Origin of the sequence: Actinomadura physcomitrii (assembly GCF_008923205.2) — a bacterium.
GTDB classification, from domain to species: Bacteria; Actinomycetota; Actinomycetes; order Streptosporangiales; family Streptosporangiaceae; genus Spirillospora; species Spirillospora physcomitrii.
The window spans coordinates 221462-234178 of the sequence record NZ_WBMS02000001.1 but is presented as its reverse complement, the minus strand read 5'-3'; the positions used below and the strand labels follow the sequence as shown (position 1 = coordinate 234178).

General features: G+C 74.8%; 12 protein-coding genes. 8 read left to right on the top strand and 4 right to left on the bottom strand.

Features of this window, described 5'->3' with window-relative positions; all coding sequences use genetic code 11:
* The first annotated feature begins 2 nt into the window (after window positions 1-2).
* From dnaJ to clpB, 3 genes are read left to right on the top strand one after another with little or no spacing between them, the layout of a single operon-like run.
* Window positions 3-1169 carry a molecular chaperone DnaJ gene (dnaJ, locus tag F8568_RS01045; protein WP_151590188.1) on the top strand — a complete coding sequence of 389 codons (1167 nt, stop codon included), beginning with the start codon at window positions 3-5 and terminating at the stop codon, window positions 1167-1169.
* A gap of 4 nt (window positions 1170-1173) precedes the next feature.
* On the top strand, window positions 1174-1620 hold the full coding sequence (locus F8568_RS01040) for a heat shock protein transcriptional repressor HspR (RefSeq protein ID WP_151546116.1): 447 nt from the start codon (window positions 1174-1176) through the stop codon (window positions 1618-1620).
* Between the two features lie 22 nt (window positions 1621-1642).
* A complete protein-coding gene (gene clpB / locus F8568_RS01035; protein ID WP_151590186.1) occupies window positions 1643-4240 on the top strand; it encodes an ATP-dependent chaperone ClpB in 2598 nt (865 codons plus the stop codon).
* A gap of 192 nt (window positions 4241-4432) precedes the next feature.
* Here the strand turns inward: clpB and F8568_RS01030 are convergent, their stop codons facing one another.
* From F8568_RS01030 to F8568_RS01015, 4 genes are read right to left on the bottom strand one after another with little or no spacing between them, the layout of a single operon-like run.
* Window positions 4433-4804 (bottom strand): hypothetical protein, encoded by a 372-nt coding sequence (locus F8568_RS01030; protein ID WP_151590185.1) that lies wholly within the window; start codon window positions 4802-4804, stop codon window positions 4433-4435.
* Between the two features lie 50 nt (window positions 4805-4854).
* Entirely contained in the window at window positions 4855-5307 is a 453-nt protein-coding gene (locus tag F8568_RS47585; protein WP_328600663.1) for a roadblock/LC7 domain-containing protein, read from the bottom strand.
* Window position 5308: 1 nt separating this feature from the next.
* Complete coding sequence (locus tag F8568_RS47580) at window positions 5309-6058, bottom strand: transcriptional regulator (protein WP_151590183.1); 750 nt, start codon at window positions 6056-6058, stop codon at window positions 5309-5311.
* A gap of 1 nt (window position 6059) precedes the next feature.
* The gene (locus F8568_RS01015; RefSeq protein ID WP_151590181.1) at window positions 6060-6440 is read right to left on the bottom strand and encodes a hypothetical protein; all 381 of its coding nucleotides are present in this window, start codon (window positions 6438-6440) and stop codon (window positions 6060-6062) included.
* A 418-nt stretch (window positions 6441-6858) separates the two neighbouring features.
* On the opposite strand from F8568_RS01015, the gene F8568_RS01010 reads away from it, so the two are divergent.
* From F8568_RS01010 to F8568_RS00990, 5 genes are all read left to right on the top strand, one after another.
* On the top strand, window positions 6859-8394 hold the full coding sequence (locus F8568_RS01010; protein ID WP_151590179.1) for a DUF4331 domain-containing protein: 1536 nt from the start codon (window positions 6859-6861) through the stop codon (window positions 8392-8394).
* A gap of 110 nt (window positions 8395-8504) precedes the next feature.
* The gene (locus F8568_RS01005; RefSeq protein WP_151590177.1) at window positions 8505-9878 is read left to right on the top strand and encodes a tetratricopeptide repeat protein; all 1374 of its coding nucleotides are present in this window, start codon (window positions 8505-8507) and stop codon (window positions 9876-9878) included.
* The gene (locus tag F8568_RS01000) at window positions 9875-11284 is read left to right on the top strand and encodes a sulfite exporter TauE/SafE family protein (RefSeq protein WP_151590175.1); all 1410 of its coding nucleotides are present in this window, start codon (window positions 9875-9877) and stop codon (window positions 11282-11284) included. Before F8568_RS01005 ends, F8568_RS01000 begins: the two co-directional genes overlap by 4 nt.
* Before the next feature lie 32 nt (window positions 11285-11316).
* Window positions 11317-11943 carry an ECF RNA polymerase sigma factor SigK gene (sigK, locus tag F8568_RS00995; protein WP_151590173.1) on the top strand — a complete coding sequence of 209 codons (627 nt, stop codon included), beginning with the start codon at window positions 11317-11319 and terminating at the stop codon, window positions 11941-11943.
* Window positions 11940-12671: an anti-sigma factor gene (locus F8568_RS00990; RefSeq protein WP_160573473.1), complete on the top strand. Its 732-nt coding sequence runs from the start codon at window positions 11940-11942 to the stop codon at window positions 12669-12671. The genes sigK and F8568_RS00990 overlap by 4 nt, the downstream gene beginning before the upstream one ends.
* Window positions 12672-12717: the final 46 nt, after the last annotated feature.

The following is a 12717-nucleotide window of genomic DNA, read 5'->3' as shown; positions in this document are numbered from 1 at the left end:
CCGTGAGCACCAAGGACTACCTGGAGAAGGACTACTACAAAGTCCTCGGTGTCTCGAAGTCGGCCTCGCAGGAGGAGATCAAGAAGTCCTACCGGAAGCTGGCGCGCAAGTACCACCCGGACGCCAACAAGGGGGACGCCGACGCCGAGGACCGCTTCAAGGAGGTCTCCGAGGCGTACGACGTCCTGTCGGACGACAAGCGCCGCAAGGAGTACGACGCGGTGCGGTCCATGCCGGGCGGGTTCCGCGGCCAGCAGGGCGGCGGGGGCTTCCCCTTCGACCTGGGGGACATCTTCGGGCAGACCGGGGGCACCCAGACGGGCGGCGCGGGCGAGCGCATCGGCGACCTGTTCGGCGGCCTGTTCAACCGCGGCGGCGGCACCCGCACGACGGGGACGCGGCGGGCGCGGCGCGGCGCGGACGTGGAGACGGACGTGACGCTGTCGTTCGGCCGCGCGATGAACGGCGTGACCGTCCCGATCAAGCTGACCAGCGAGGCGGCGTGCCCGTCGTGCCGGGGCACCGGCGCGAAGGCCGGCACGGTGCCGCGGGTGTGCCCGAGCTGCGAGGGCACCGGGCACGAGACCCGCAACCTCGGCAACTTCGGCTTCCAGGAGCCGTGCCGGGAGTGCCACGGCCGCGGGCTGGTCGTGGACGACCCGTGCCCGACCTGCCACGGCAGCGGGCGCAAGCAGTCGGACCGCACCATCCAGGCCCGCATCCCGGCGGGCGTCGCGGACGGGCAGCGGATCCGGCTGAAGGGCAAGGGCGCGCCGGGCGAGAACGGCGGCCCGCAGGGCGACCTTTACGTGAACATCAAGGTGTTGCCGCACAAGGTGTTCGGCCGCACCGGCGACAACCTGACGATGACCGTGCCGGTGACGTTCCCGGAGGCGGCGCTCGGCGCGGAGATCCGGGTACCGACGTTCCAGGGGCAGCCGGTGACGCTGCGGCTGCCGGAAGGCACCCCGAACGGCCGGACGTTCCGGGTGCGGGGCCGCGGCGCGACGCGGCGCGACGGCACGAAGGGCGACCTGCTCGTCACCGTGGACGTGCAGGTGCCGCAGAAGCTCGACGACCAGGCCCGTGAGGCGCTGGAGCGGCTGCGCGACGCGGGCGCGGGCGACGACCTGCGCGGCGAGCTGCTCCAGCAGGCGAGAACGGAGTGAGGTCATGGATCCGTTCGGCGACGACACACCGGTCTATGTGATCTCGGTGGCGGCGCAGCTGTCCGGGCTGCACCCGCAGACGCTGCGCACCTATGACCGGATGGGGCTGGTGTGCCCGGGCCGGACGGCCGGCCGGGGCCGCCGGTACTCGATGCGCGACATCGTGATGCTGCGCGAGATCCAGCGGCTCTCCCAGGAGGAGGGCGTCAACCTCTCCGGCATCAAGCACATCCTGGAGCTGCAGCGCGACAACGTGCGGCTCCGCGAGGAGCTCGCCAAGGCGCACGCCGCCCTGGAGGAGCTCGCGAACGAACTCGAATCGACCCGGTCGGTCGCGGCGCGCCTGGCGCAGCAGCGGCGGCGCGGGGACCCGGGCGGCACTCCCGGCTCCGACCTGGTGCCGATCAGGCAGACCAGCGTCGTGGTGTGGCACGAGCGCAACCGGGAGTAACTCTCTCGAGGAGTACGGGGACATGGACGTCAAGCTGACGCAGAAGAGCCAGGAGGCGGTGTCGATCGGGGTCCGCCGGGCGGCGGCCGAGGGGCACCCGGAGGTGGAGCCGCAGCACCTGCTGGTCGCGCTGATCGCGCTGCCGGAGGGCACCGCGGTGCCGCTGCTGGAGGCGGTCGGCGCGGACTGGCAGGTGATCCGGCGGCGGGCCGAGGAGCAGCTCGCGGCGATGCCGAAGGCGCAGGGGTCGACGGTCGCGACGCCGAAGATCTCGGGGCAGCTGAGCAGGGCGATCAACACGGCGGGCGCGCGGGCGCGGCAGCTGGAGGACGAGTACGTCTCGACCGAGCACCTGCTGGTCGGCCTCGCGGCGGACGGCGGCCCGGCGGCGGGCCTGCTGAAGGAGTTCGGGGCGACGCCGCAGGCGCTGCTCGACGCGTTCGAGAAGGTCCGCGGGCACGCCCGGGTGACCAGCGAGAACCCGGAGGGCACCTACCAGTCGCTGGAGAAGTACGGCGTCGACCTGACGGCGGCGGCGCGCGACGGCCGGCTCGACCCGGTGATCGGGCGGGACGCGGAGATCCGCCGGGTCGTGCAGGTGCTGTCGCGGCGGACGAAGAACAACCCGGTGCTGATCGGCGAGCCGGGCGTCGGCAAGACCGCCGTCGTCGAGGGCCTCGCGCAGCGGATCGTGGCGGGGGACGTGCCGGAGTCGCTGCGCGGCAAGCGGCTGGTGTCGCTGGACCTCGGCGCGATGGTCGCGGGCGCGAAGTTCCGCGGCGAGTTCGAGGAGCGGCTGAAGGCCGTGCTGAACGAGATCAAGGAGTCGGAGGGGCAGGTCGTCACGTTCATCGACGAGCTGCACACCGTCGTCGGTGCGGGCGCGGCCGAGGGCGCGATGGACGCCGGCAACATGCTGAAGCCGATGCTGGCGCGCGGCGAGCTGCGGATGATCGGCGCGACGACGCTGGACGAGTACCGGGAGCGGATCGAGAAGGACCCGGCGCTGGAGCGGCGGTTCCAGCAGGTGTTCGTGGGCGAGCCGTCGGTGGAGGACTCGATCGCGATCCTGCGCGGGCTGAAGGGCCGCTACGAGGCGCACCACAAGGTGCAGATCAACGACTCGGCGCTGGTCGCGGCGGCGACGATGTCGGACCGCTACATCACGTCCCGGTTCCTGCCGGACAAGGCGATCGACCTGGTGGACGAGGCCGCGTCGCGGCTGCGCATGGAGATCGACTCGCGGCCCGTCGAGATCGACGAGCTGCAGCGCGCGGTGGACCGGCTGAAGATGGAGCAGATGAACCTGGAGAAGGAGACCGACGAGGCGTCCCGGCAGCGCCTGGAGCGGCTCCGCGCCGACCTGGCGGACAAGCAGGAGCACCTGAGCGGCCTGAACGCCCGCTGGGAGCGGGAGAAGGGCGAGCTGAACCGGGTCGGCGAGATCAAGGAGCGGATCGACCAGCTGCGCGGCGAAGCGGAGCGGGCCGAGCGCGACGGCGACCTGGAGACCTCGTCGCGGCTGGTGTACGGGGAGATCCCGGAGCTGGAGAAGCAGCTCGAAGCCGCGTCGGAGGCGGCGGACAGCCGCGACACGATGGTCAAGGAGGAGGTCGGCCCGGACGACGTCGCGGACGTGGTCGCGTCGTGGACGGGCATCCCGGCGGGCCGGCTGCTGGAGGGCGAGACGGGCAAGCTGCTGCGGATGGAGGAGGAGCTGGGGCACCGGCTCATCGGCCAGACCGCCGCGGTGAAGACGGTGTCGGACGCGGTGCGCCGTGCGCGCGCGGGCATCTCCGACCCGGACCGTCCGACCGGTTCGTTCCTGTTCCTCGGCCCGACGGGCGTCGGCAAGACGGAGCTGGCGAAGGCGCTCGCGGAGTTCCTGTTCGACGACGAGCGGGCGATGACCCGCATCGACATGAGCGAGTACTCCGAGAAGCACTCCGTCGCGCGGCTCGTCGGCGCGCCGCCCGGGTACGTCGGCTACGAGGAGGGCGGCCAGCTCACCGAGGCCGTCCGGCGGCGCCCGTACTCGGTGGTGCTGCTGGACGAGGTGGAGAAGGCGCACCCGGAGGTGTTCGACATCCTGCTGCAGGTGCTGGACGACGGGCGCCTCACCGACGGGCAGGGCCGCACGGTCGACTTCCGCAACGCCATCCTGATCCTGACCTCCAACATCGGGTCGCAGTTCCTGGTGGACCCGGCGATGGAGAACGGGGCGAAGCGGGAGGCGGTGTGGGCCGCGGTCCGCGACTCGTTCAAGCCGGAGTTCCTGAACCGGCTGGACGACGTGATCCTGTTCGACGCGCTGTCCACGGCGGAGCTGACCCGGATCGTGGACCTGCAGGTCGACCGGCTCGCCGACCGTCTCGCGGACCGGCAGCTGACGCTGAAGGTGACCGAGGCGGCGCGCGAGTGGCTGGCGCTGACCGGCTACGACCCGCTGTACGGGGCGCGTCCGCTGCGCCGCCTGGTGCAGACGGCGATCGGCGACCAGCTGGCCCGCGAGCTGCTCACGGGCGAGGTCCGCGACGGCGATGACGTGGTCGTCGACCTCGACGAGGACGCCGACAAGCTGACGGTCCAGCCGTCCCGCGGCCTGACGCTCACCAAGTAGGGATCTTGCGGCGGCTCCGCTCGGGGCACAATGGCGGCGGAAGTCGCCATCCCCCGAGCGGAGCCGTCGCGCGTGGAGCACAGGTTTCGGAGCAGGGCCGGGAGGCGTTGAAGGCGGCGGTGGACCGGGCGGCCGGCGCGGGCCACCGGCGGCCGGTAGCCGCCGGTGGCGCGCCTGCGGGGCCTGCGGGGCCTAGATCTCGAGGTTCTCCTCGATCTCGCGGAGGCGGTGGCGGGCGAGGGCGAGGTTGGCGCGGCCGCGGTCCAGCACCATGTAGAGGAACAGGCCCTTGCCCTTGCGGCCGGTCACGGGCCGGATGATGTGGTACTGGGCGGAGAGGCTGATGAGGATGTCCTCGATCTCCTCCTTGATGCCGAGCTGCTCGATGGTGCGGAGCTTGGCCCGCACGACCTCGGTGTTCCCGGCGGCGGCGACGGTGAGGTCGAGCGCCTTGGAGCTGCCGAGGTGGCCGAGGGCCATGCCGCTGTTGTAGTCGACGACGGCCGCGCCGATGGCGCCGTCGATGGTCATCATGTCCTTGAGCGACAGGTCCAGGTTGGACATATGGGTTCTCCCTTTCGGTTCGTCGTTGCGGGACGAGGGTCGGGGCGCGGTCAGGTGCGGGAGCGGGCGAGGTGCGCGGCGATGGCGCGGGCGGCGGGGCGGGCCTCCAGATGGAGGCGGCCCACGTTGGCGTCCGCCTCGGCGAGGACGGTCAGGGACGCGGTGGGCCCGGCGGCGTAGGTGACGACGTAGCCGTCGACGCCGCGGATGACGACCTCGTGGAAGGCGCCGCCGTGCGCGGTCTGCGCGATGCGGTGTGCGAGGGACAGCCCGGACGCGGTCACCGCCGCCATACCGGACGGTTCGACGGACGGCGGGAGGTCCGCCGCGACGAGCAGCCCGTCCGCGGACGCGACGAGGCTCCCGGTGAGCCGCGGGACGCGGGCCCGCAGCGTCCGGAGCTCCGCCGTCACGTCCGGTTCGGTCGTCGGTGCGGTCGCGGTCGTCGCCGGTACGGCCACCTTCGTCAGCCTTTCGATCAGTTTCCCGAAGCGGTCGCGCACGTCACCCGAGCTCCGCCAGGGCGGCCCGGAGCCGTGCGAGCAGGTCGTGGTCGGCCGGCGCCCACTCGGTGGGCGGTCCGGCCTCCCGCGGCGGGAGCTGCGCCGGCGGCGGGGCCGCGGGCGTGACCGGCGAGGCGGGCGCCGGGTCGTGCGGGCGGGTGCGCAGCAGCGCGGCGGCGGCGAGGCCGCGCACCGCGAGCAGGCAGGCGAACGCCGTCCGGCCGAGGTCGCGGGCCAGTTCGGCGGGGGTGCGCCGGCCGTCGGCGTTGAGCAGGATCTCCGCCTGGAGGCCGGTGAGGATGACGCGCTGGCGCCGGACGCGCCGCACCGGCACGACGGCCGCCGTGTCGGCGTCGTCGTACGGCCAGGCGGAGTCGAGGAGGGTGCGGCGCCGGCGCCGCTCGTGGTCGAGCGTCGCCGCGGTGATCCGCCGGACGGGCCCGTGCGCCGGGGGCCCTCCGGTGAACACCGGCTCGGCCCGCGAGCCGAGCAGGAAGTAGGCGGCGTCGAACAGCGCGAGCAGCGCCGGCAGTTCGGGGTCGGGGCCGCCGAGGGCCCCGATGAGGTCGCCGGGGCCGGGCGCGTGCCGGCTCTCGGCGCGGGTGACGGCTCCGCGGTCGAGGTGGAAGGCGCCGTCGTCGCCGACGCGCAGCAGGCCGGTGGCACGTTCGCGTTCCAGCGTGCCGAGCGTCCGCGCGACGCGGTCGCCGGTGGCGCGGTCATCGGTGGGTGTACGGGTCCGGTCCGCCATGTCAGCGTCCGGTCATCGCGTCGACGAGGCCCTGCAGCCGCAGCCGCGCGAGGGCGAGGTTGCCGTTCTCGCGGTCGATGAGCAGGTGGACGAACAGGTGCCCGTCGAGGTCGGCGCCGGTGAGGGCGAGCAGGTGGTACCCGCCGGTGCCGCAGACGATGATCTCCTCGACGTCGTCGCCGGCGGCGGTGGCGCTGAGCGCGGGCGAGGCGAGCACGGCGCGGACGACGTCGGTGGCGCCGGCGGCGTCCTCGTGCCGGTCGACGAGGTCCTCGCGGCCCGCGCTCGCGACGGCGAGGCCGCTCGCGCAGTCGATCAGGGTCACCCGCCGCGCCCCCGGAATCGTCATCATCCGTGCCAGGTGGTCGTCGATATCGGCCACTCATTCCCCCACCGAATGAGAGTTGCAAGAAAACCACCGTAACCCGATCTTTGCCTCTCGCGCCGCGAAAGCAGTAATGCGCCACACGAAGCATGAAACGGGGTATAAATACTTTTCAGTATCGCAACCGGTCAGCGGCCTCCGGGGGACGGAATACTCCCGGTGGTCTGGAATCGGCCGGAACTTTCCCGCCCGTTGCGGAATGGCCGCAATCACCGCGACGGGCGTCTCGGCACGGACCGCGGCAGGCCGGAGCGCGGTGCGGGGCGCCTTGGACGCGCGGCAGGGCGATGCGGTTCGTGGCTTATGGGGGTTTGTCCCGAGTTGGCCAGTGCGCCATCCGGACGGCCGGCCGGTCCGAATGGTCTTCGCAAGCGGCGCCCAGAGCGCGCCGCCGTCGCGAAGAAGGAAGTACGCAATGCCAGGGATCGCTTCGGCCCGCTCCAGGGTCGCCGTCCTGCTGGCCGCCGGGGCCGCGCTCGTCGCGGGAGGCCTGGCCGGCCTCGCGCCCGGCGCCGCCACCGCCAGCAGCCACCGGGAGGCCCCGCTCATCTCGGGGCAGCCGCAGTACGACAACACCGACGTGTACGCGTTCGTCAGCCCCGACCGGCCCGGCACCACCACGCTCATCGCGAACTGGCTGCCGTTCGAGGAGCCGGCCGGCGGCCCGAACTTCTACAAGTTCGCCACCGACGCCCACTACGACATCAACGTCGACACCGACGGGAACGCGTCGGCCGACCTCACGTTCCGGTGGACGTTCCAGGACCACGTCCGCGACGGGAGCACCTTCCTCTACAACACCGGGCCCGTCCGCAGCCTCACCGACCCGAACCTCAACGTCCTGCAGACCTACGACCTGACGCTGCTCAAGAAGTCGAACGGCGATGTGGTGTCGCGGACGGCCCTCGCGCGCGGCGTGCCCGTCGCGCCGTCCGACGCCGGCCGGGCGTCGATGCCGGACTACGCGGCGCTGCGCCGGCAGGCGCTGCACCCGCTGACCGGCGGGGCCGGCGGCTGGGCCGACGGCGGGCAGGTGTTCGCCGGGCAGGCCGCCGACCCGTTCTTCCTCGACCTGCGCGTCTTCGACCTGCTGTACGGCGGGAACCTGTCCGAGGTCGGCAACAACACGCTGCGCGGCTACAACGTCAACAGCGTGGCCCTCCAGGTGCCCACCAAGATGCTCACGGGCGGCGGGCAGCCGATCGTCGGCGTGTGGTCCAGCACCGAGCGCGGCAACGCGAGCGGCTCGTACACCCAGGTCTCGCGGCTCGGGAACCCGCTGGTCAACGAGGTCGTGATCGGCACGAAGGACAAGGACCGGTTCAACGCGTCGCTCCCGTGGGAGGACGCGCAGTTCCTGCCCTACGTGAACGACCCGGGCCTGCCGAAGGTCATCCAGAAGGTCTACAAGATCCCCGCCCCGGCGGCGCCGCGCAAGGACCTCGTGCAGGTGTTCCTGACGGGCGTGCCGGGGCTGAACCAGCCGCCGAACGTCCGCCCGTCCGAGCAGTTGCGGCTCAACACCTCGATCCCGCCCGCGCGCACCCCGAACCGGATGGGCGTGCTGGCCGGCGACAAGGCCGGGTTCCCCAACGGGCGCCGGCTCGGCGACGACGTGGTGGACGCGGCGTTGCAGGTCACCGAGGGCAAGCTGCTCGGCGCCAAGACCGACCTCGGGGACGGCGTCGACGCGCCGGACCGCGCGATCGGCTCCTCGTTCCCCTACCTGGCGCTGCCGTACTCCGGCTCCGCGGTCCGCGGCGGGCCGGTCAAGGACGCCGCGGCGAAGGGCAGCGGCAACCGCACCACCCAGCTCAACGCCGGGAACGCCGCGAACACCGAGCCGGCGGACGGCGGCTCGTCGCGGGTCCTGCCGATCGCCGCGATCGGGGCCGGTGCGCTGTTCCTGGGCGGCAGCGGCGCCGTCTGGTGGCTGCGCCGCCGCGCCTAGCGGTTCCGGCGCCACGACCCGAGAAGCCCGCCCGGTCGCGCCGCGCCGCCCCTCGCGGCGCGGCCGGGCTTCCCCATCTGCCCTGTCCTTCCTGACCTTATGGAGATGTCATGCGTGCTGTGCCGGCCCGGCGGCGGGTTCCACGGCCTGCGTCCCTCACCCGGCTGACCACCGCGGCGATCGTGGCGGGCCTCGCGGTCGCGCTGACCGTCGCGGCCGCGGTCGCCGGCGGCGTCCTCGGCCGTCCCGCCGATCCCGGGCCCGGCGCCGGCGGCATCGCGCCGCAGGCGTACGGGCAGGCGGCGGGCGGTGACGTCGCCGCCGGGATCGGCCGCCTGCAGCGGCACCTGCGCGCGCAGCCGCGCGACGCGGACGGCTGGACGGCGCTCGGCCTGTCCTACGTGGAGCAGGCCCGGTTGACGGCCGACCCGTCCTTCTACCCGAAGTCGGCGGCGGCCCTGAAGCGGGCGCTCGCCGTCCGGCCCGCCGGCAACGACGGCGCGCACGCCGGGCTCGCCGCGCTGGCCGCCGCCCGGCACGACTTCGGCACGGCGCTCACCGAGGCGGACGCGGCGCTGGCGATCAACCCCTACGGCCAGAGCGCCCTCGCGGTGCGGATCGACGCGCTGGTCGAGCTCGGCCGCTACCCCGAGGCGATGGCCGCGGCGAAGCACGCCGACGCGGTCCGTCCGGGGACGCCGGTCTTCACGCGGCTCGCCTACGTCAACGAGCTGTACGGCCGGACGGGCGAGGCGCGCCGCATCCTCGGCCTGGCCGCGTCGTCGGCCACCGCCCCCGCCGACCAGGCCTACGTCCACGACCAGCTCGGCGAGCTGGCCTGGAGCGGCGGCGACCTCGCCACGGCGGGCCGGGAGTTCGGTCTCGCGCTGCGCCACGACCCCGGCTACCTGCCGGCCGTCGACGGCCGCGCGCGCGTGGAGGCGGCGCGGGGCCGCACCGCGCGGGCGCTCGCCGACCACGCGCGGGTCGTCGCCGCGCTGCCGCTGCCGCAGTACCTCACCGGCTACGGCGAGCTGCTGGAGGCGCGCGGGCGCACCGCCGACGCGCGGCGGCAGTACGCGGTCGCCGGGAGCTGGTCGACGCTCGCGCGGGCGAGCGGCGTCGCCACCGACCTGGAGACCGCGCTGTTCGAGGCCGACCACGGCAACGCCGCGACGGCCGTCGCCGCCGCGCGCGCCGAATGGGGCCGCCGGCACAGCGTGCACGTCGCCGACGCGCTCGGCTGGGCGCTGCACGCGAGCGGGCACGACGCGGAGGCGCTGCCGTACGCCCGCAAGGCCCTCGCCACCGGCTACCGCAACGCGTCGTTCCGCTACCACCTCGGGATGATCGAGAAGTCGCTCGGCAAGCGGTCCGCAGCGCGCCGCGACCTGGCGGCCGCACTGAAACTCGACCCGTACTTCTCGCCGCTGCACGCCCCGAAGGCCAGGGCGGCGCTGTCCGCGCTCGGAGGTGCGGCATGATCATCGCTACCGCTCTGGCCGCCGTCGCGCTCGCGACCGGGCCGCTGCAACCGGTGCATCCGCTGGGGAACTTCACCGTCAACCGCTACGACGGGCTCGTGGTGGCGGCGCGCGAGCTGCGCGTCGACCACGTGCAGGATCTCGCCGAGATCCCGGCCGCGCAGGTGCTGCAGGGCGGCACCGACCCGGACCGGTGGGCCGGGCGGGCGTGCGCCGACGCGGCGGCGGCGCTGCACGTCACCGTCGACGGGACGCCGGTGCGGACCGCCGTCCGCTCGGCCGCCGCCCGCACCCGGCCCGGCCAGGCCGGGCTGCCGACACTGCGGCTGGAATGCGCGCTGAGCGCACCGCTCCGGCTGCGGCCGGACGGCTCGGTGATCGCCGTCCGGGACGCGGGCGCCGCCGGCCGGACCGGCTGGCACGAGATCACCGCCGCCGGGGACCGGACGACGCTGCGGGCCTCGGACGTCCCCGCCGCGTCGAGGAGCGCCCGGCTGACCTCGTACCCGCAGGACATGCTGAGCTCGCCGCCCGACCAGCGCGCGGCGACGCTGCGGGCCGTCCCCGGCGGGCCCGCGCTCGCCCCGGCGGCGCCCGCCCGGCCGCCCGGTGCGGCGCGGGTGCTGCCGCGCGGCGTCGACCGGCTGACCTCGGCGTTCACCGGGCTGATCGCCCGGCGCCCGCTCACCCCGGGGTTCGCGCTGGTCGCGCTGCTGCTCGCGGTCATGCTGGGCGCCGCGCACGCGCTGGCCCCCGGCCACGGCAAGACGATCATGGCGGCGCAGGCCGTCGGCCGGGGGCGGCGGAGCCGGCGGGACGTGCTGGTCCTCGGCCTGACCGTCACGGCCACGCACACCGCGGGCGTGCTCGGGCTGGCCCTCCTGGTCGCGGGCGGCTCCACGCTCGCCGGGCCGTCCGCCTTCGGCTGGCTGGGCGTGGCGAGCGGGCTCTTCGTCGTCCTCGCCGGCGTCGCCCTCCTCCGCCGCGCCCGCCACCACGGCCATCACACGCACACGCACGGCCATGGGCACGGGCACGGGCACGGGCACGCGTCGGCGGCGATGCCGCGGCGCGGGACCGTGCTGCTGATGGGGTTCGCGGGCGGGCTGCTGCCCAGCCCGTCGGCGGTCGTCGTCCTGCTGGGCGCCGCGGCCGTGGGCCACGCGTGGTTCGGGTTCCTGCTGGTGCTCGCGTACGGCGCCGGGCTGGCGCTGACGCTCACCGCGATCGGCGCGCTCGTCACCGGGATCGGCCGGCGGCTCGCCGCCGTCCTGCCGCGGCTGCGCGCCCGGATCCCCCGGCTGCCGCGCATTCCCGCGCATTTGGTGCCGACCGGATCGGCGGTCCTGGTGGTGATTCTCGGTTCGGGCTTGACGTTGCGGAGCCTGCCCGCCGTACTCGGATAGCAACGGCCGGACTTCCGGAAAGGGGCTGGGCCATGACGACGGGACCGCACGACCCGTCCAGGACGGCGCGCCGTCCGCGCGGGCCGATGGCGGGGCGGCGCGAGGACCTGCGCGGCGCCCGGCTGGACGCGCTGCTCCGCCGCGTCGCCGGAGGCGACGCCGGCGCGTTCGAGGAGCTGTACGACGCGACCGCCGCCGCGGTCCACGGGCTGGCCTTGCGCGTGCTGCGCGACCCGGCACAGGCCGAGGAGGTCGCGCAGGAGGTCCTGACCGAGGTGTGGCGGACGGCCCGCCGCTACGACCCGTCCCGCGGCGGCGCCATGGGCTGGATCATGACGATGGCGCACCGGCGGGCCGTCGACCGGGTCCGCTCCGAGCACGCCGCGGCGGCCCGCGACGACCGCGCCGCCCGGCTGGAGCCGCCCGCCGCGCACGACGGGGTCGCCGACCTCGTCATGGACCGCCTGGACCGGCAGCGGCTGCGCGACTGCATGGACCACCTGACCGGTCCGCAGCGCGAGTCCATCACGCTCGCCTACTACGACGGCCACACCTACCGCGAGGTCGCCGACCGGATCGGCGTCCCGCTCGGCACGGTCAAGACCCGGATGCGGGACGGGATGATCCGGCTCCGCGACTGCCTGGGGGTCGCGTCGTGAACGAGGACGTCCACACCCTCGCCGGCGCGTACGCGCTGGACAGCCTCGGCGACGGCGAGCGGGCCGCGTTCGAGGAGCACCTCGCCCGCTGCGAGCCGTGCGCGGAGGAGGTCGGCGGCCTGCTGGCGACCTCGGCGGTGCTCGGCCGCGCGGTCGCGGCGCCGCCGCCCCCGCGGCTGCGCGAGCGGATCCTGACCGAGATCGCGCGAACCCCGCAAGACGGCGCGGACGAGCCCCCGGCCGCGCCGCGCGCCCGCGTCCCGCGCCGCCGTCCGCACCTGCGGATCGCGCCGCTGCTGGCCGCCGCGTGCCTGCTCATCGCCGTGGCTGCGGGCGGCTACGCCGCCCAGACGCGGCGCAGCCTCGACCGCGCCGACGGCCGCGCCGCCGCGATCGCCGGCGTGCTGTCGGCCGGCGACGCCCGGACCGTCACCGGGGCCGCCGGGTCCGGCGGCACCTTCACCGTCGTGTCGTCCGCCGCGCGGGGCGAGGCGGTGGTGGCCGGGTCCGGCGTGACGGCCCTGCCCGGGTCCAGGACGTACGAGCTGTGGACGATGGGCGCGCGCGGGGTGCGTCCCGCCGGGCTGGTCCGGCCCGGCCCGTCCGGACGCATCGCGCCGCGCGTCGTCGACGTCCCGCCGGGCGCCGACCGGGTCGGCGTCACCGTGGAGCCGGCGGGCGGGTCGCCGCAGCCGACGACCACGCCGATCACCGTCCTGCGGCTGTGACCGGCGCCCCGCCCCGCACCCGCACCGCCCGCCGAGCCCTGGGAAA

Coding starts and splice junctions, on each gene's coding strand:
- F8568_RS01040 (WP_151546116.1), top strand. CDS start 1,174: ATGGATCCGTTCGGCGACGACACACCGGTCTATGTGATCTCGGTGGCG.
- clpB (WP_151590186.1), top strand. CDS start 1,643: ATGGACGTCAAGCTGACGCAGAAGAGCCAGGAGGCGGTGTCGATCGGG.
- F8568_RS01030 (WP_151590185.1), bottom strand. CDS start 4,804: ATGTCCAACCTGGACCTGTCGCTCAAGGACATGATGACCATCGACGGC.
- F8568_RS47580 (WP_151590183.1), bottom strand. CDS start 6,058: ATGGCGGACCGGACCCGTACACCCACCGATGACCGCGCCACCGGCGAC.
- F8568_RS01010 (WP_151590179.1), top strand. CDS start 6,859: ATGCCAGGGATCGCTTCGGCCCGCTCCAGGGTCGCCGTCCTGCTGGCC.
- F8568_RS01005 (WP_151590177.1), top strand. CDS start 8,505: ATGCGTGCTGTGCCGGCCCGGCGGCGGGTTCCACGGCCTGCGTCCCTC.
- F8568_RS01000 (WP_151590175.1), top strand. CDS start 9,875: ATGATCATCGCTACCGCTCTGGCCGCCGTCGCGCTCGCGACCGGGCCG.
- sigK (WP_151590173.1), top strand. CDS start 11,317: ATGACGACGGGACCGCACGACCCGTCCAGGACGGCGCGCCGTCCGCGC.